The organism is Aquisphaera insulae (assembly GCF_011064615.1).
In the GTDB taxonomy this organism is placed as follows: Bacteria; Planctomycetota; Planctomycetia; order Isosphaerales; family Isosphaeraceae; genus Aquisphaera; species Aquisphaera insulae.
In genome coordinates this window covers 1-18,044 of the sequence record NZ_JAALJH010000130.1, presented here as the reverse complement: position 1 = coordinate 18,044, position 18,044 = coordinate 1, and the positions used below count along the sequence as shown (strand labels likewise).

General features: G+C 69.5%; 16 protein-coding genes. 8 read left to right on the top strand and 8 right to left on the bottom strand.

Features of this window, described 5'->3' with window-relative positions; all coding sequences use genetic code 11:
* Window positions 1-127: 127 nt before the first annotated feature.
* Both G6O54_RS34305 and G6O54_RS34300 read left to right on the top strand, forming a co-directional pair.
* The gene (locus G6O54_RS34305; protein WP_165234561.1) at window positions 128-1,567 is read left to right on the top strand and encodes a DUF1501 domain-containing protein; all 1,440 of its coding nucleotides are present in this window, start codon (window positions 128-130) and stop codon (window positions 1,565-1,567) included.
* Window positions 1,568-1,592: 25 nt separating this feature from the next.
* On the top strand, window positions 1,593-3,764 hold the full coding sequence (locus tag G6O54_RS34300) for a DUF1549 and DUF1553 domain-containing protein (RefSeq protein ID WP_250847226.1): 2,172 nt from the start codon (window positions 1,593-1,595) through the stop codon (window positions 3,762-3,764).
* Window positions 3,765-3,926: 162 nt separating this feature from the next.
* Here G6O54_RS34300 and G6O54_RS34295 read toward each other — a convergent pair whose 3' ends face one another.
* The 5 genes from G6O54_RS34295 to G6O54_RS34275 form a co-directional block, all read right to left on the bottom strand.
* Entirely contained in the window at window positions 3,927-4,283 is a 357-nt protein-coding gene (locus tag G6O54_RS34295; RefSeq protein WP_165234558.1) for an MmcQ/YjbR family DNA-binding protein, read from the bottom strand.
* 99 nt (window positions 4,284-4,382) lie between these two features.
* Window positions 4,383-4,898 (bottom strand): DinB family protein, encoded by a 516-nt coding sequence (locus tag G6O54_RS34290; protein WP_165234555.1) that lies wholly within the window; start codon window positions 4,896-4,898, stop codon window positions 4,383-4,385.
* A 4-nt stretch (window positions 4,899-4,902) separates the two neighbouring features.
* Window positions 4,903-5,592 carry a dihydrofolate reductase family protein gene (locus G6O54_RS34285; RefSeq protein WP_165234552.1) on the bottom strand — a complete coding sequence of 230 codons (690 nt, stop codon included), beginning with the start codon at window positions 5,590-5,592 and terminating at the stop codon, window positions 4,903-4,905.
* 156 nt (window positions 5,593-5,748) lie between these two features.
* Complete coding sequence (locus tag G6O54_RS34280; RefSeq protein WP_165234549.1) at window positions 5,749-6,813, bottom strand: class I SAM-dependent methyltransferase; 1,065 nt, start codon at window positions 6,811-6,813, stop codon at window positions 5,749-5,751.
* Between the two features lie 508 nt (window positions 6,814-7,321).
* On the bottom strand, window positions 7,322-8,950 hold the full coding sequence (locus G6O54_RS34275; RefSeq protein WP_165234546.1) for an RNA polymerase sigma factor: 1,629 nt from the start codon (window positions 8,948-8,950) through the stop codon (window positions 7,322-7,324).
* A 396-nt stretch (window positions 8,951-9,346) separates the two neighbouring features.
* On the opposite strand from G6O54_RS34275, the gene G6O54_RS34270 reads away from it, so the two are divergent.
* From G6O54_RS34270 to G6O54_RS34245, 6 genes are all read left to right on the top strand, one after another.
* Entirely contained in the window at window positions 9,347-9,622 is a 276-nt protein-coding gene (locus G6O54_RS34270) for a hypothetical protein (protein ID WP_165234543.1), read from the top strand.
* On the top strand, window positions 9,615-10,031 hold the full coding sequence (locus G6O54_RS34265) for a PIN domain-containing protein (protein WP_165234540.1): 417 nt from the start codon (window positions 9,615-9,617) through the stop codon (window positions 10,029-10,031). The genes G6O54_RS34270 and G6O54_RS34265 overlap by 8 nt, the downstream gene beginning before the upstream one ends.
* 200 nt (window positions 10,032-10,231) lie before the next feature.
* Window positions 10,232-12,538, top strand: coding sequence for a DEAD/DEAH box helicase (locus G6O54_RS34260; RefSeq protein WP_165234567.1), 2,307 nt, complete (start codon window positions 10,232-10,234; stop codon window positions 12,536-12,538).
* Window positions 12,539-13,169: 631 nt separating this feature from the next.
* Window positions 13,170-13,478, top strand: a complete 309-nt coding sequence (locus G6O54_RS34255) for a ribbon-helix-helix domain-containing protein (RefSeq protein ID WP_250847224.1) — start codon at window positions 13,170-13,172, stop codon at window positions 13,476-13,478.
* A 162-nt stretch (window positions 13,479-13,640) separates the two neighbouring features.
* Complete coding sequence (locus G6O54_RS34250; protein ID WP_165234537.1) at window positions 13,641-14,324, top strand: hypothetical protein; 684 nt, start codon at window positions 13,641-13,643, stop codon at window positions 14,322-14,324.
* Window positions 14,325-14,393: 69 nt separating this feature from the next.
* Window positions 14,394-15,632: a hypothetical protein gene (locus G6O54_RS34245; RefSeq protein WP_165234534.1), complete on the top strand. Its 1,239-nt coding sequence runs from the start codon at window positions 14,394-14,396 to the stop codon at window positions 15,630-15,632.
* Window positions 15,633-15,639: 7 nt separating this feature from the next.
* Here G6O54_RS34245 and G6O54_RS34240 read toward each other — a convergent pair whose 3' ends face one another.
* From G6O54_RS34240 to G6O54_RS34225, 3 genes are all read right to left on the bottom strand, one after another.
* On the bottom strand, window positions 15,640-16,095 hold the full coding sequence (locus G6O54_RS34240; protein ID WP_165234531.1) for a hypothetical protein: 456 nt from the start codon (window positions 16,093-16,095) through the stop codon (window positions 15,640-15,642).
* A gap of 182 nt (window positions 16,096-16,277) precedes the next feature.
* Complete coding sequence (locus G6O54_RS34235) at window positions 16,278-16,847, bottom strand: type IV toxin-antitoxin system AbiEi family antitoxin domain-containing protein (RefSeq protein ID WP_165234528.1); 570 nt, start codon at window positions 16,845-16,847, stop codon at window positions 16,278-16,280.
* Between the two features lie 463 nt (window positions 16,848-17,310).
* Window positions 17,311-17,619: a hypothetical protein gene (locus G6O54_RS34225; protein ID WP_165234525.1), complete on the bottom strand. Its 309-nt coding sequence runs from the start codon at window positions 17,617-17,619 to the stop codon at window positions 17,311-17,313.
* Between the last annotated feature and the right edge of the window lie 425 nt (window positions 17,620-18,044).

Genomic DNA, 18,044 nt, shown 5'->3' with positions numbered 1-18,044 from the left:
GGTGCGTGGTATCCTACTCCGTCGGGTGCCCCGGGTCGGATCCCATTCCGGACGGTGTGCCCGCGAGGCCGCGTCCGTCCTGGCTGCATTCCATCGCGGCCGGAACCTCCGGCCGAAAGGGGGGCCGATGCAACCCAGGGGGCCGCATTTCCCGCACGCGACGTCGCGCCGCGCGTTCCTTGAGGAGGCGGGCGGGGGCTTCGGCGCGCTGGCGTTGGCCTGGCTCATGGAGCAGGAGAAGGCCCGGGCCGGCATCGTCTCGGGGCCGGGGCCGGCCGACGCCGCGACGGAGCCGCACTTCCCGGCGAAGGCCCGGCGGGTCATCTACCTGTTCATGCACGGCGGCCCGAGCCACCTGGAGACGTTCGACCCCAAGCCCGACCTGCAGCGGCTCGGCGGCCAGCCGCTCCCCGCGAGCTTCGGGCACGTCGCCACGCGTCGGAAGGTCGCCCAGAACCCGCTCCTGGCCACGAAGCGGACGTTCCGGAAGTGCGGCCGGAGCGGCATCGAGATCTCCGACTTCCTCCCCCACCTCCGCGGGTGCGCCGACGACCTCGCCGTGATCCGTTCCTGCTGGGCCGACAGCGTCAACCACCCCCAGGCCGTCTACCAGATGAACACCGGCTCGGTGCTCATGGGGAAGCCGAGCCTCGGGAGCTGGGTGAGCTACGGCCTGGGGACCGAGAATCAGGACCTGCCCGCCTTCGTGGTCCTGCCCGACCCCTCCGGCGGCATCAAGGGCGGCCCGCCGGCCTACGGCGCGGGGTTCCTGCCGGCGAGCTACCAGGGGACCGTCATGCGCGGCGGGGCCTCGCCGATCCTCGACCTGCGACCGCCCGAGGACACGACCCCGCAGGAGCAGCGGGGGATGCTCGACCTGATCGGCCGGCTCAACGCGAGGCACCGCGAGCGGCACGGCGAGGACGGCGAGCTGGACGCCCGGGCGCGGTCGTACGAGCTGGCCTGTCGGATGCAGAGCGCGGCCCCCGAGGCGGTAGAGCTCGCCGACGAGTCGGCGGAGACCAGGGCGCTTTACGGCCTGGACGACCGCCGCACGGCCGAGTTCGGGACGCGCTGCCTGCTGGCGCGGCGGCTGGTCGAGCGCGGCGTCCGATTCGTCCAGCTCTACTCGGGCGACGTCAACGGCTGGGACGCGCACGACGACGTCGAGGCGAACCACGCCGCGATGTGCGCCCGGACCGACCGGCCGGTCGCCGGCCTCCTCGTCGACCTGAAGCGGCGCGGGCTGCTCGACAGTACCCTGGTCGTCTGGGGCGGCGAGTTCGGGCGGATGCCGATGTCCGAGGGGGGCAAGGGGCGCGACCACAACCCGCACGGCTTCACCTGCTGGCTGGCCGGCGGGGGCGTCAAGGGCGGGGTCGTCCACGGCGCGACCGACGAGGTGGGGCTGCGCGCGGCGGTCGACCGCGTCCACGTCCACGACCTGCACGCGACGATCCTCCACCTGATGGGCCTGGACCACACCCGCCTCACGTTCCCCCACAACGGCCGCGACGAGCGGCTGACCGACACGGCGGGGAAGGTCGTCCGTTCCATCCTGGCGTGAAAGGACGGGAGCCTTGGGCGTTGCCGTGGAACCCACGATGAGGCCGGGCCGGGGGCCATTCCCCGGGCTCCTGCTGGGCCTGATCGCGCTCCTCGGCGGCGAGGCCCTCGCCGGCGACCCCGGGCATTGGGCCTTCACGCCGCCGAGGCGCCCGCCCGTCCCCGTGGTCCGGTCGACGGCCCGGGTGCGCAATCCGATCGACGCCTTCGTCCTCAAGAAGCTGGAGGAGGCCGGCCTGGAGCCCGCGCCGGAGGCCGACCGGGCCGCCCTCGTGCGTCGCCTGAGCTTCGACCTGACCGGGCTGCCGCCGTCGCTCGAGCTGCAGGATCGGTTCCTCAACGACCCCGCCCCCGACGCCTACGAGCGGCTCGTCGACCGGCTGCTCGCCAGCCCGCAATACGGCGAGCGATGGGCGCAGCACTGGCTCGACCTGGCCCGCTACGCCGACACCGACGGCTTCGAGTTCGACCAGGCCCGGCCCGACGCCTGGCGGTATCGCGACTGGGTCGTGGACGCGCTCAACCGCGACATGCCGTACGACCGGTTCCTCCGGCTGCAGACCGCCGGCGACGAGGTCGCCCCGGACGACCCGGGCGCGTTCATCGCCACGGGGTTCAACCGCTGCTATCCCGACATGGTCGACCTGAACGACCAGGGCCTGCGGCGGCAGAACGCCCTGAACGACATCACCGAGACGACGGGCCTCGTCTTCCTCGGCCTGACGATCGGCTGCGCCCGCTGCCACGACCACAAGTTCGACCCGATCTCGCAGGCGGACTTCTACCGGCTGCAGGCCTTCTTCAGCCCGGCCCGATTCCGCGACGACTACCCGATCGCCTCGCCCTCGGACCGCGCCGGCCACGAGGCGCGGGTGAGGGCCTGGGAGAAAGCGACGGCCGACGCCCAGGCCGCGATCCTCCGGCTCGAGGCGCCCGTGCGTGCGGCCCTGGCCCCGGGCGATCCCCCGGGCCTGACCGACGAGGTCGCCGCCGCGGTCCACAAACCGGAGGCCGAGCGGAGCCCCGCCGAGGTGCGGCTGGCCTACGAGGCCGCGGCGAAGGACGGCCGGATCAAGCCCGAGGCCCTGGCGGCCGCCCTCGGGCCCGCCCGGATCGAGTCTCGTCGCGCCTTGCTCGCGGAGCTGAGCCGCCTGATGGCCGCGCCCCCGCCCCCCTTGCCGAAAGCGCGGGGGCTGGACGAGGCGGGCCCGGACGCGCCCCCGACCTTCTTCCTCCGCCGCGGCGAGCTCTCGGCCAAGGGCGACGAGGTGCAGCCCGGGTTCCCGGAGGCGCTCCGGTCGGCGGGCGAGGCGCCCCCGGCCATCCGGCCGATGCCGCGTTCGACCGGACGCCGCAAGGCGCTGGCCGACTGGCTGGCGAGGGCCGACCACCCCCTGACCGGGCGGGTGCTGGTCAATCGCCTCTGGCAGCACCACTTCGGCCGGGGCCTGGTGGCGACGCCCAGCGACTTCGGCACGATGGGCGAGGAGCCGAGCCACCCCGAGCTGCTCGACTGGCTGGCCTGCGAGCTGGCGGCCCGCGGCTGGAGCCTCAAGGCGATGCACCGCCTGATGGTGACCAGCGCGACCTATCGCCAATCGTCGCGGGCCTCGGCCGCCGCCCTCGCCGCCGATCCCGACGACGCGCTGCTGTGGCGGCACGGCCGCCGCCGGCTCGACGGCGAGGCGCTCCGCGATTCGCTCCTCGCCGTCTCCGGCAGGCTGAATCCCGCGCTCGGCGGCCCGCCGATCTTCCCGGAGCTCCCCGACGAGCTGAAGAAGCTCAGCAACAAGGGCGCGGTCTGGCCCGTCTCCGACCGACGCCTCGACCGCGATCGGCGCAGCCTCTACGTCTTCGTCCGGCGGAACCTGCGCTACCCCTTCTTCGAGGCCTTCGACCGCCCCGACACGAACGCGAGCTGCCCGCGGCGGCCGGCCACGACGATCGCCCCGCAAGCCCTGACCCTCCTCAACAGCCGACTCGCGAACGACGCCGCGCACGCCCTCGCCGCCCGGATCGCCGCGACGGCCGCCCCGGACCGCGACGCCCAGGTCGAGCTCGCCTACCGGATCACCCTGTCCCGCAAGCCCGACGCCGACGAACGACAGGCCGCCCGATCCTTCTTCGCGGGCGGCGGCACGTTCCGGCATTACTGCCTCGCGCTCCTGAACGCGAACGAGTTCCTGTACGTCGAATGAGCGCGATTCGACACTTCGTCGGGTGGCCGCCGAGCGGCCCATGATCAGGCGGCGCACCCCGCCCGAATAGCCGGGGGGGCCATCCGCCTCCGCCTCGTCTGGCGGCGACACCAGGAAGGCATCGGTGGGAGCCGAACGGGGGATTGCCTGCTCGGATCGTGATCATCGCTTCTTGCGCTGGCCTGAGGGCTTCTTCGACTTCTCGTTCTTCTCGACTCGCAGCGTCCAGGCAAGCTTCAGTCCTTTGAGCAACTGCTCGGGGGTCGCTTCGGCCAGTCGGATGTGCGTCGCGCCGTGTCTTCCCCAGCCGCCGGGGACGGGGAGGAAGACCTCGGGGGCCTCGGCGAGGAGCGATCCCTGAAGCTCGGGAGAGAGCATCAGGTTCCCGAGCCCGAGCGGCTCATGGGCGAGCGTCGCGAAGATGCGGCCGCCGACGCGGAAGTCGGCGGCCCCCATGTGGGCGCCTTCCTCGGCGCCGTCGAAGCCGAGGGCCAGCTCCCGGAAGTCGTTCGCGGTCATGGACGCGGCCCTCCCTGGCCGGGCGTGTGGGGAGTCCCGCGGAGGGACGCCAACCCGGCCGTTCCTGTTCGATCGGGTCGAGGTGGCCCCGTCACCTCGTCAGAAGGCCCGCAGCTCCTCCGACGGCCTGAACAATCGCGGCTTGCCGGCGGCGGCCCGGACGACGTTCAGGCCGCCGAGATGGCCGCACGCATGGCCGGCGATGATGAGGATCGCCTGGCCCGCCGTCTCGAACCCGCGGAAGCCCGGCGGCTGGCACCTGGTCGGCCGATCCAGGCCCTCCTCGCCGAACTCGTCGAGGAACGCGTGGGTCCGGGCCCGCAGCTCCTTGAATTTCTCCATGACCTCGCCGAACGGCGGGTAGTCCGCGGGGTCGTCGGTGGGCTCGCTGCCCCAGTCGAAGAGCGGCTTCCAGTGGTGGACCGGGTTGGGCGTCCCGTCCAGCATCTGGTGCAGGCGGCCCTCGACCACCGTCAGGTGCCCGGCGATCCACATCGCGTGGTTTCCGCCCCACGGCCCGGGGCGCAGGAGCGGGGCGTCGCTCATCTCGCCCAGGTACGTCATGCCCATGTCGCTGAACCTCAGGACGGTCCGGATCGCGTCCAGTGCTTTCATGGCCTCAACTCCCTTCCAGATCCGGGGTCTCGATACGGCCGGGAGACTCCCGGTGTTTCCTGGCGATTCGGTAATGCACGGCCGCCTCGGACGCCTCGAAGCCGGTCACCTCGTAGTCCTCCTTCACCCCCAGGCCGCCCAGGAGCCGCTCGCCTTCCCCCACGAAGACCGGCGCCAGGACCAGGTGCAGCTCGTCGAGGAGCCGGGCCTTCCAGAAGGCACGGACCGTGGCGGTGCCGCCGTTGACCTTGACGTCCTTGCCACCGGCCGCGGCCCGGGCCCGCTCCAGGACCTGTTCCGGCGAGCCGGCGACGAAGTGGAAGGAGGTGCCGTTCTCGAACTCCAGGGTGGGCCGGGGATGGTGCGTCAGCACGAAGACCGGGTGCTTGAAGGGGGGGTTGTCACCCCACCATCCCTTCCAGTCCTCGTCGGCCCAGGGGCCGCGAAGGGGGCTGAACATGTTGCGGCCCATGATGGAGGCGCCGATGCCCTCGAAGGCCCTGGCCGCGTAGCGATCATCCAGCCCCGTGCTGCCACCCTCGCCGCCGACCATAGACTTGAAGGTCTGGGTGGACTTGAACCAATTCATGATCTGGAAGGCGTTCTTGCCGAACGGTTCGGACCGGCTTTGCTGAAGGCCGGCTCCGAAGCCATCCAGGGAACAGCCAAAGGCGCGAACCACGACCTTGGGCATTCGAGGCCCTCCGCAGGAACGTCCCGAGAACAGGTCGATTGACGGAGCCGACCCGGATTGGGGGATTGGAACCCTTGATCGGCAGAATGTCAACGTACGTACAGTGATTTTCTGAGGGATCGAGCGACCCCTTCGGTCCCTCCGCCGATCGACCGGTTATCGCCGGGCCTCGATCACGAGGTTGAACGGGGTCCTGGTGGCGATCCGGAAGCGGGAGAAGCCGCCGCGGGTGACCACGTCCTCCAACGCGGCGGGGCCGGCCTGGGCCCCCAGCGATTCGCCGCCATCCTGGCTCAGGGCCGAGGGGACGCAGACGGACGTGGACATGGCGTAGAACACCCGGCCCACCGGATTGAGGTTCTCTTCCAGCCGGTCGCCCGCGGCCGGCTCGACGATCATCCAGGTCCCGTCCGGTTTCAGCATCTCTCGCACCCGACGGGCCACGCCGCGCGGGTCGCCCATGTCGTGCAGGGCGTCGAAGATCGCGACCAGGTCGTAGCCGTCCTCGTCGAGGCGCGTGAAGGCCTGCGCCGTCGCGACTTCGAAGCGTACGTTGGGGATACCTTGCCCGGCCGCCATCGCGCGGGCGCGCTCGATCGACGGCGCGTGGCTGTCGAACCCGACGAACGTGGAGGCCGGGTAAGCCCTCGCCATCAGGACGGTGGAGCAGCCGTGCCCGCAGCCGAGGTCGGCCACGGTCCCCCCGGACCGGAGCCTCGCCTGCACGTCCGTCAGCGCCGGGATCCACGATTGGACGAGGTTGCCGGCATAGGACGGGCGGAAGAACTTCTCCGTGCCGCAGAAGAGGCAATCGTGGTGCTCACTCCAGGCGATCCCACGCCCCGTCCGAAACGCCTCTGCCAGGCGTCGTTCGTCGTTGACGGCCGCCGCCGCGGCGAAGAAGCCGCCGGCCATGTAGACGGGGCTGTCCTCGTCGGCGAAGAGCATGGCCTGCTCGCGAGACATGCTGAACCGCCTGGTGGCCGGGTCATAGGTGACGTAGCCCGAAGCCGCCTGGGCGGCCAGCCACTCGCGGATGTAGCGCTCGTGAGTCCCGGTCTTCCGGGCCAGGTCGTGCGAGCTGGCGGGGCCGACCTCGGCGAGGGCCCGATAGAGCCCGAGCCGGTCGCCGACGATGACGAGTGCCGCGTTGGCCGTCCCGCCCAGGTCGCCGATCACCTTGCCGATCAACTGCTCGAGTTCCGTGGTCATGGTCTGCATGGGCTATTCCGTTCCGGTGGGGCGCAGGGCCGACCTGTCCCGGCTCGTCATCCGACTTCCCTCGATGAGACGTCCGGGCGCGAGACACTTCAGGCCGAATCCTCTTCGCAAAGGCGCACGAAGGACGAATGAGAAATCGCGGTCCGCGGCCCGACCGGACGGGAAACTCGAATCGTCCATGAAGCCGAAAACGGGACAGCGTCGAACTCGATGCGACTTGAAAACGTCCCGGGCCCCGTCACGGCTTGATTTCCCGGAGGGCGAATCCAGGCGGTGACAGGCACCGGTGCTTCGTCACAGCCCAATTTTCGGGTTGGCCTCGGGACAGGCAAGGAGGCCTGTCCTCCGAAATCTCCGCCTCGCCTGGCCTGACCTTGCTCCCGGGGGCCAGGCATTCCTGCCCGTGCTGCAACTCAGGATCTTGGAGTGGCCCGGCTCCCGGCTTTCCATGGTAACGGAAAGCCGGGAGCCGGGCCCGACACCGCGTGTGCGTGACCCCGCGTGGGCCTTACCCCTTCCGGATCGCTGGCGTCCCGGGCGCCGGATCCGGCCGCACGCGGATCATGACGAGCCGTTCCGCGATCGAGGACGCCCCGGCGGCGTCCACGGTGCGCATGATCCCGAGGTTGATGAGCACGGCCCCGGACGCCGCGGGCAGGGTGATTTTCTGATCCACATCCGTCCGGACCAGCTCCGGCACCTCCTCACCGCCCTGGGGCCTCGGTCCCAGCTCCGGGACCTCTGCCTTATGCATCGCCACGACGTGAAGGTTGCGGATCGCGACGTTCAGGGTTCGATACCTCGCGTCGGCCGATAGCTGGCTGGTCAGGCGAAGCTCGCAACCGCGATTCGCTCCCCCTTCGGCCGCTCTTCCTATCGCTTCCGCACCGGCTGCCGCATCCGGCTTGCCGAGATCGGGCGATTGGTTCAGGGCTGCGGGCTTGTGAAAATCGTCGGGAATGCGAATCAGGGTGCGAACCTTGTCGTCACCCGAGACCTTCGGGACGTGCGCGACGACCGCCGCGGGCGCATTCTCGAGCTGCCGGTTCAGGACGTCGACCTCGACGTCCGAGAGGAAGACGTAGCGGACGGGCGGCTCCCCGCCGACGTCCGGCCTGAGTCCCAGCCGATGGAGCAAGAGCCCCGGGGAGTCGATGAAGGCGATCTCGTAATGGAAGGCCCGCGGCCCGGGCGGGGGCAGCGGCCCCTCCGGTCCGGCTCCCCTCGCCGGTGCCGTCCCGCCGGCCGCGGTGGACTGCGATGGAGCCGCCGGCTGCATCCTCGCCACGGCCACGGCCGATGCCGCCAGGGCGGTCCCCAGGATCAGGGACTGGACTCCTCGCTTCAACAATTCGACTCGCATCATCCGGATTGCTCCCGACGCGAGCGAAGCGACGGCCGCGGGTATCGCCCCGGACGCCGGCCCCGCCGACGCGGCTCGCATCGCGACGGCGGTCGTGGACTCGATGAAGTTCCAGGGCCTGCCGACCCATCCCGCCGCGGGCCGAACCAGCCCGGCCCCGAGGGCGATCCCTCGTCGTCTCAGGCGTTCCGCCAGGCGCCGGCGGCCCCGGGCCAATCGGCTCTTGATCGTGCCCACCGGGCAGCCCTGGAGGCTTGCCGCCTCCTCGTGCGTGAGCCCTTCGAGGTCGCAGAGCATGACGGCCAGGCGGTGCCGCCCGGGGAGCCGCCCGAGCTCCTCATGGAGGATGCCCGCGGCCTCGTCGTCGCCCGCCTCTTCCACCCAGGGGGGGCCGGCCATCAAGGCGTAGGCGGACTCGTGCCGACGCCTGCGGGCGACGGACGCCTTGCTACAACGGGCAACCCGGTCGGCGACGCCGTGGAGCCAACCGCCGATCGAGCTCCGGTGGCGGATCGAGCCGGCCTTGAGGGCAAGGACCAGGAACGTGGCCTGGGCGGCGTCCTGGGCGTCGTCGGGGTCGGACAGGATCCGTCGGCAGACCCGAAGCACCATCGCCTCATGACGCTCGACCAGGATGGCGAACGCCGGCTCGGCCTCCTCCCGACACCGGGTCGCGAATCGATCCAGCAACTGCCCGTCGTTCAGCTCGGCAATCACGCCGCCATGGAAGAGTGTCGCCAGTTGCTTCGGGGCGGTCCCAACTCGTCGCCGCATCGCTTGCCGGCCCTCCGTGGTGTCGTGTCGTACATAGTGTGACGGCGCGCGAAGACCGTTCCATTTTTCCGGCCGAAGGCCCCGAGTCTACGGAGCGGCCCGATCGTCCGCGCCGACATCGTCCCAAGGTGCTGGGACAGGGGGCCTGGAGCGCTTGACAGTTGGCACAGAGCTGCGGTGGGGGGGTTGTGGCGGACGCACAGCGACACCACGGTGAGGCAAGCCGTTGCGCCGGACGGTCTTTGCAGCCCGGCCACGGCGGTCCCGTGGTGTTCCACCACGGCCACCCGGAGGCTTTGCGTGCATGCAGAGAATACCAGGATCCGCCACGGCGATTTGGGACGGTGCCGTGGCGACGGTTATGATAGCCTTGAACGCGATTGGGAGACAAACGTTATGACAATCAACATCCCTCCCGAGATCGAGAACTCGATCCTCGCCGCCGTGCGAAGTGGGCGGTTCCGATCGGTGGACGAGGCGGTGACCGCCGCCTGGCTGGAATGGGACCGCAGACAGCCCACATCTCCGCAGCCGCCGGCCGGGGAGCACGATCTCGGACCTGACCCGATCATGGGCCTCTGGCGGGATTGTGCCGACGAGATCGACGAGATCGTGGCCGACGCGTACCGGCGGCGGAGTCGGCCATCGTGGCGGGAACTTGACCTTGAATAAGGCGATTCTGGACACGGATACCCTGTCGGAGATCGGCAAGGGGAAAGACCCGGCCATCGCGGGAAATGCCAGGACCTATCGTCGTGCCTTTGGCCACTACACGTTTTCCGTCATCACCGTCCTGGAAATCGTGCGCGGTTTCCAGCAGATCCACTCACAGCCCCGCCTGAATGCCTTTTTAGCCACCCTACCGCATGTGGAAGTGATCCCGTTCGACCAGCGGGAGGCGGAACTGGCCGGACACATCGCCGGAGAGCTGCATCGGCTGGGCCGGCCGATTGAGATGGCGGACACGATGATCGCCGCCACCGCGATCACGCATGGCCTCGAGCTGGTCACCGGCAACACCGCCCATCACCAGCGAATCCAGCAGATCGGCTATCCCCTCATCCTGGTCAACTGGCGGTAACGGTTTCCGTAAGGGGGCGACCGCCTTTCGGGAAATCGCGACGACGGTCACACTGGAGGGGGCCTCGCGATGGAGGCCGCCCCGGGGCTCGGCGTCTGGTGCGGTTCTCCTGGTCAATCGGTAGTTCAGGCGGAAGCCTGCTGCAGGCGAGAATCTCGATGGAGCCCCCGTCCACCTGCTCGGGAGAGAGAATGCAGACGATGCCGTTGGAGATCCCGACGCGCGACGAGTTGTACGTGCGGTATGTGGACCAGTTGCCCTATGAGCCCTATCCCGTCCAGGACGCCGCGCTGGCGGCCTGGTTCGAGTCCGAGCAGGGGGTCCTCGTCTGCGCGCCGACGGGGACGGGCAAGACCCTGATCGCCGAGGCGGCGCTCTTCGAGGCGCTCCACACGGGGAAATCCGCCTATTACACGACGCCCCTGATCGCGCTCACCGAGCAGAAATTCCAGGAGATGCAGGACCGCGCCGTCGAGTGGGGCTTCCGCCGCGAGGACATCGGGCTGGTCACCGGCAGCCGCAAGGTCAACCCCGACGCCCCGGTGCTGATCGTCGTGGCCGAGATCCTCCTGAACCGGCTGCTCAACCGGTTCGACTTCTCCGGCGTGACCGCCTGCGTCATGGACGAGTTCCACAACTTCGCCGAGATCGAGCGCGGGATCGTCTGGGAGCTGTCGCTCGGCATGCTGCCGAAGCACGTCCGCCTGCTCCTGCTCTCGGCGACGGTCGGCAACTCGGCCGAGTTCGTCGGCTGGCTGGCGCGGCACCACGACCGCAGGATCGCGATCGTCGAGGGGACGGAACGGCGGGTGCCGCTGACCTACGAATGGGTGCCCGACAAGTTCCTCAACGAGCAGCTCGTCGTGATGGCGGCCGGCGACGAGGATGGCCCCCGGACGCCCGCCCTTGTCTTCTGCTTCGACCGCGAGGAGTGCTGGAGCGTCGCCGAGAACGTCATGGGCAAGGACCTCAACCTGTCCGACGACCAGAAGAAGGAGCTCCACGACCGGGTCAACGCGATCGACTTCAGCCAGGGGGCCGGCCCCAAGCTCAAGCGATTGCTCCACCGGGGGGTCGGCGTCCACCACGCCGGGCTCCTGCCCAAATATCGCCTGGCCGTCGAGGACCTCTTCCAGCGCAAGCTCCTCCCCGTCGTCGTCTGCACCGAGACCCTGGCGGCCGGCATCAACCTGCCGGCGCGGTCGGTGGTGCTCTCGTCGCTGGTGAAGGGCCCCTTCGGCGCCAAGAAGCTGATCGGCTCCAGCATCGCCCACCAGATCTTCGGCCGGGCCGGCCGGCCGCAGTTCGACGACCGGGGCTTCGTCTACGCGATCGCCCACCCCGACGACGTCGACCTGCTGAGGTGGAAGGCGAAGTACGACGCCATCCCCGAGGACACCCGCGACCCGGGCCTGATGAAGGCGAAGAAGGCCCTCAAGAAGAAGAAGCCGAAGCGCCGCGAGACCGAGCAATACTGGGTCGAGGGGCACTTCAACCAGCTCAAGGCCGCCCCGCCCGGCAAGCTCTACAGCAAGGGGCCGCTCCCCTGGCGGCTGCTCGCCTATCTGCTCGAGGTCTCGCCGGAAGTCGAGGGCATCCGCGCCGCGGTCCGCAAGCGGCTGATGGACGACCCGCGGATCGCCGCGGGCGAGAAGGCGCTCGACCGGATGCTGCTGGCCCTGCACGCCGGCGGGTTCGTGACCCTGAGCCCCGAGCCTCCGGCGCCCGCGCCGCCGGAGCCGGGCCAGCCCCCGACACCTTACGTCTACTCGCCGACCCTGGCCACGCCGACGCCCGCGCTGGGCAAGCTGCTGGCGTTCCGGAGCATCCATCCCCTCTACGGCGCCTTCCTGACCGAGATCCTGGCCGGGGCCGACGCCGACGAGCGGATCCAGGCGATGGAGAGCACCCTGGAGATGCCCGGACCGGTCCGCAAGCGTCTTCGCGTCCCGCTCAAGCTGCTGGAGTCGGGCGCCCTGGCCGCGTCGAAGCTCGACGCCGAGCTGATCCAGCGCGGGCTCATGGCCGCGAAGGTCGAAGCCGACGAGGAGGAGGACGACGAGGACGACTGGAAGGAACGGCCGCCAACCTTTGCGGAAAAGCTCCGGTCCTACTTCGACCACGTCTACCCCGACGTCACCGACGTCCACTCGCACCCGCTCTGGTGCGTCGGCGAGCTGGTCGAATTCGGCGGCAACTTCAACAAGTTCGTGACGACCCTCGACCTGACCAAGCAGGAAGGGATCGTCTTCCGCCACGTCCAGCGGATGATCATGCTCTGCGGCGAGTTCGAACGGGCCTGCGCCCTCGACGTCGATGGCGAGGCTGAGGCCGGCGCCGACCCCGCCGCCCTCGCCTGGCGGGCCGAGCTCCACGAGCTGGCCGCGAAGCTGACCGAGAGCTGCCGCGTCGTCGACCCGACCAGCACCGATCAACTGATCGCGAGGATCGCCGAACCCGACATGATCGATGCCGAGGCGGCGAAGCTCGCGGGCGGCTCGACCTGAGGATGGGATGGGGCGGGGGAGTGGAGTGGGAAGGGGGGGGTGAAGGTAGGGGGATGGTTTGACGCCGGGTGGCCGTAGCGTTCCACCACGGCCACCCCACGACACTCTGGGGCCCATCGTCAATCGCCCCAGCCCGATTCCCATTCCTGCAAGACCGTGCCGTTGCACGCCGGCAACGCGAGACGGCGATTCCGAAGCCCGAGCTATGGTTTGACAGGGACAGACCAGGGAGCTCGAGGGCGGGACACGTGCGCGAACAGTCGAGCGGGCTGCGGACGGTGATGGTCCTCGCGGGGCTGGTCCTGGCGATGCTTCGCGGGCCGATCGGCGGCAAGCCGGGCAGCACCTGAGGCACGTCCGCCGCAGCCCGCCGGTCGGCGGAACGGGAAGCCGCGCAGGCAATCGAGCGCCGCGAAGCGTGGGAGCGGACGGTCTCGACCGGACTCGAGCTCACGCGCGACACCTTTCGGCCGTACGCCCATGTCGTCATCGGGGCCGGCGTGACCGGGATCACGCTGCTCATCCTCGTCCCGCTGACGCGCAAGCGCGACGACGCGTAGGTCGCCGGGTTCAACCCCTCACGAATCCTCCCATCATGACGCCGAGTCCCGACCAGGATAGAATGCCCGGAGTGTCGGATCAGGAGGAAGGCGAGCAGACCATACACTTACCCGAAGACCTGGCGTCCTCCCTGGAAGCGGCCGTTCATAGCGGTCATTTCGCCACGATGGACGAGGCCATGGCCGAGGGCGCCCGGTTGCTACTCCTCGAGCTCAAGCGGCAGGTGGGGGCGGCGACATCACCTGGCGTCGCCGGGATACCGGCCCCGGTGCTGGACTCCATCGACGCCATGCAGAAGGATGCCGAACTTCTCGACGAGATCGTGGCCGACGCGTATCGTCGGCGGCGAGAGGACAGGCCGCGGGAATTCGTGCTTTGAACAGGACACTTCATAGGTGTGCTGAACCGCGTTAAATCGGGTGTTGCCCAGATTTCTCAGGCACTTGGGGCCAATCGCTTCGACTGCCCTTGAAGCGCCCGGCGCGGTGCCGGATCCGGTACAATGCGCCCGGCCCACGCGCCACCTGGAGCCGATGACACGATGAGCACCCCCAGGCCGGACAGGACCATCGACGACATCTTCGCGGAGTTCCTCGCCGCCCAGGAGGCCCGGCTCAGCTCGAAGACGTACGCCAGGTACGAGGGGATCATCGACCTCTACCGGGGATACCTCGAGCGCTACTGGCCCGGCCACTCCCGCGAGGACTGCGACGCGGTCACCCGGGCCGGGGGGACCTACTGCGGCACGTACGGCGCCGCCGACATCGCCTCCGGGTTCTCGGAGTTCCTCGGCTACTTCATGCCCCACAAGGTGATCGCCGGCAACGAGACGATGAAGGCCGCCGGGACGGTCGTCAACAAGCTCACCCGGTGGCTGGCCGCGCGGGGCTACACCGAGGTCGACGAGGCGGCCCGGGGGCGCGTCCGCGAGGCGGCCCGCGACCTGCCGGCCAGCCAGAAGCTGCTGGACGCGCTCAACGACTGGATCGAGGCGACGGGGCCGGCCCGATCCGGCAAGGAGATCGAGGGGCATTTCGTCATCCAGCGGGTCGAGCCGAAGCAGATCTGGCTGGAGTCGCTGCTCGGCGGTGATTCGGAGATCGGCCCGATCCCCGTCCCCGCGGCGATCGCCCGTGCCTGCAAGGTCGGCTGGGACATCGGCGGCGTGGTCGCCCGGACGGCGCGAGGCTGGCGGCTGGTCGAGATCTGGAACATCTCGCCGTGACGGCCCGGCCTCTTGATGGTGTCGGTCCCGGAATTGTTCCCGTCGTTCATGTGAGTCGGAGCACCGCCGATGGGAAAGCCGCGCCTCCCCGAATCGCTCCGGCAGTTCGTCGAGCGCCAGACGACCACGACGGTCGCGGACGCCTGGGACGGCGAACGGAAGGAACACCGGTCGCCGTACGGCAGCTACTGGTACCGCGCCGTGGCGTGCACCCTCCTGTCCGGGCGCGTCCAGGCCAGGCAAGACGGCACGCCGAACATGACCGACGTGAATCGCATCGCCAAGGAGGCGAACTTCAACCAGTACCTCACCGAGCGGGTCGGGACGTTCCTCGTCGCGGCGGACGTGCTCCGGTTCGACCTCCAGAACCGCTACGAGGCGGGGCGGGGCCTCGACGCATTCTGGGGCCACGACGACGCGAAGCTACCGGCGATCGCGCGTCAGGCTGTCAGGCGGCTCGTCGGGTCCCAGACCGGGCACCCGTTTTCCTACTCCAGGGGCCTGGAGGACTGGGGCCTGATCGGGCTGCTGTCGCTGTTCTTCACGTGCTTCCGTGGACTGGCCCTGGTCGAGTCCGAGGTAGGCCAGGTGCTGCACGACTTCACGCGGCTGCCCCGGGACGACCTGGTGCGGGCGGCTCACGGGCTCAGTCTGGGGATGGACAGCATCGATGTCGCGGGATGGCAGAAGAAGCTCGATGCCCGGGGCCGGAAGGCGCTGGTCGCGGCCCTCTACACCGCCGAGTGGGCCTATTACGCCGAGCACGAAGAGACCGGCTGGTGGTTCCCCAGCCCGACTGGCCTGTCGATGCTCGGTCTCGGACCACCACTCCCCGCGCCGGAGCTGGCGACGGTGCTCAAGGCGCAGCCCGACCTGTCCGTCTTCGCGGGAGCGGGGCTGAGCCGGGGCACGCTGGTGCCCCTGTTCCGCCACGCCACGATCAAGCGGATCGACCAGGTCTACGAGTTCCGGCTCGACCACAAGCGGCTGGCCGTGTCGCCCGCGGGCAGCGCCCCGGGTGAGGAGTTGCGTGAGGCGCTGCGCGATCTGGAGCCTCTCCCCTCACCCGTCGCGGACCTGCTGGGCACGAAGTCGAAGGTAGGCGGCACGGTGGGCATCCGCTGGTGCAGTGCGCTGGTCAAGCCCGAGAGCGCCGAGGTCCTGGCCGCGATCCGCGAGCACCCGCAGCTCAAGGGTTACCTCGAGCCGGGCGCCCCGCCCGGCTACCTGCTGATCAAGAGCCGCTCCCGCCCCGACAACTTCGTGCGGCGGTGCCAGGATCTGGGGTTCGCCGTGACCGCGTTGTGAGCCGTGATCAGCTCGGACGACGGTCCCCGGATGGTTCCGAGATGTCGGCACAGGCCTCCAGGCACGCCCGCAGCCAGATGATCTCGTCCTTGCCGGTCAGGCCGGTGAGTCGTCCCGGCGCCAGGGCGTGGTCGATCACCGGCGGCCGTGACCTCGCGTCGTCCCCCTGGACCTGCGCGGCGAGGTCCCGGGTGCTGCGCAAGGCCTCGTCGAGCAGGCCGCGGGTGAACGTCCTTGGCTCGGCCCAGCCGAGGTCGCCGCCCGAGACGGTGCCGGTCCCCGCCGCCCTGTCGCACGTGAAGACGAACTGCTCGCCGTGGCGGTTCTCGAAGTATCCGTGGTAGAGCCCGGGGTTGTCGGTGTTGCGCAGGCGAGGCGGTGGGCCACACCGCGGGTCGTGGTTGTTGCACGCGGCGAAGACGAGACCGGCGTCGCCGGGGTCCTGTCCCTCCGGGGCCGCCATCGGTTACGCTCCTTTCCGGGAGGGTGGGGGCCGGCGGGCTCGAAGCTTCCGGACCCCCTCCGGGATTCTCGCCGTCTTGGGGCCGGCGGTAAACGGCCTTCCGTAGCGGGCGGCGTAGAGAACGTTACCGAGCGGCCAGAGCGACTTGCCGGATTGGGCGAGGGGTGTGGTTCGCTATGCGCTTACAGCCCAGGGGTCCGGCCGATCGCCGCGGCGAGCTTGCTCCTTCGGACGATGCCTCGATCCAGCGCATCCTGGACCGCCTTCTCAAGCTGCTCCTGGCTCGTCGTCCCGGCGGCAACATCGAGGAGGCTTCGGAGAGGCGTCGTGGTCCGGAAGCCGATCCGCTCCTCGACGTCTCCTTCCGAGAGCGCTGACCGATGCAGGACGCAGCCCGGCGGGGACTCCTTGCGGAAACCCGGGGGTACCGTGAGGTGGACCTGATTCGGGAGCAACTCCGTCAGGTCGTGAAGAACCAGGGCCGACTCGTGCGAGACGACCGCTTGCGGTTCGTCCGCACGGTTCCGGCTCCAGAGCGAGAGCCGAATCAAATCCTCATTCTCCGGCCGGGCCATGTCCGCGAGCCGGTACAGCCCGTGCCCCACCCGCTCGAACGCCTCCGTCGCGAGGTGGTAGTCGAGGTGAGGATAGTCATATCCCGAGCGCCTGGCCTGCTTCGCGGTGAAGTATCCGCCCTGCTCCTGGGCAGTCGTCCGAAGAGACCTCGCCGCTTCCCGGGTCGAGCGGGGCATCGTAAAATCCTTCAAGAAAGTTGAAGGATTATGCGACAACCAGGGAATCAGGACAAGAACAGGAGCCGAAATCCTATGACCTCCTGCCACTCGACAGCCCGGCGTTTCGCTGCTGGGCCCGATTTCTGCACTGGAAATCCGACACCCTCTACGAAGACGCCATGATCGCAAAGACCAACGGCCTGGTCGTCGTGACCCGCAACGTCGCGGACCTTGCCGCGCTCGGCGTGCCGCTCCTCAACCCGTTCGAATTCGGCACGAAATCCTGAGGACGGCCCGACGATCCGCGCAAGCTTCGTCCGGCCGATTGCCGCGGCCCGCCTGCGTTTTCCGCCCCATCGTCGACGATGCTGCACCTCGATTCCCCGGGCCAGCTTCGATGTCCCTCGATTCCCGGGGCATCCGGGCAATTCCGAGGAATTCACGACGACGGAGCATCTCACCGCAAGCGTCGCGAGGCCGATCAACGGCCCTTGTGCACCTTGGGAGGCGTGACGTCTTCGGATTGCCTGACGGGGACGACCTGGCCGAGGACGGGAGCGATCCCGGTCCGGGGCAGGGATTCGAGCTCGAGCTGGTCGCCCAGGAGCTCGATGTAGGAGGCTCGCGGTTTCCTGACGACCTTGACCCGATAGACCGGGGCTCCACCCGGGCCGAGGGGGCCGCGGAGCTCGGTGATGCGGCCGATCTGGCCGGGCAGATCCTTGATGCGCACGCGGTCGCCGAGATGGAACGAGGTCGCCGCCTTCACCTGGTGGGCCTTCTTCGCCATCGCAATACTCCGGGCTACGGCTTCCACGGACGCTTGCCGAGTCGTCGTCGTAACTCAGGGCAGAGGCCCCAGCGCACGGCGCGCCAACCTCCACCATGCGGACGAGTCGATCGGTTTGCCAGATTCCGAGTGACGAGGAGGACATCCCTCGCTCCAGACCACGGCGGACGGGGGATTGTCGCAAACGGCGGGGGGTTTAGGACGCGGAGAGATTGACAGATGGCACTGGGTGGCCGTGGTGGGACACCACGGGGGGCAGGCCGAGTGGGTGGACCGGCTCTTCACCAAGGCCGAGGCGGTCCCGTGGTGTTCCACCACGGCCACCCGGAGGGTCTGCGTCGGAGCAAAGGCTGTCAACGTCCGCCATTGCGTATTGCGACAATCCCGCGGACGGCAGAACAGCGACCGTCCATCCGCACAGTATT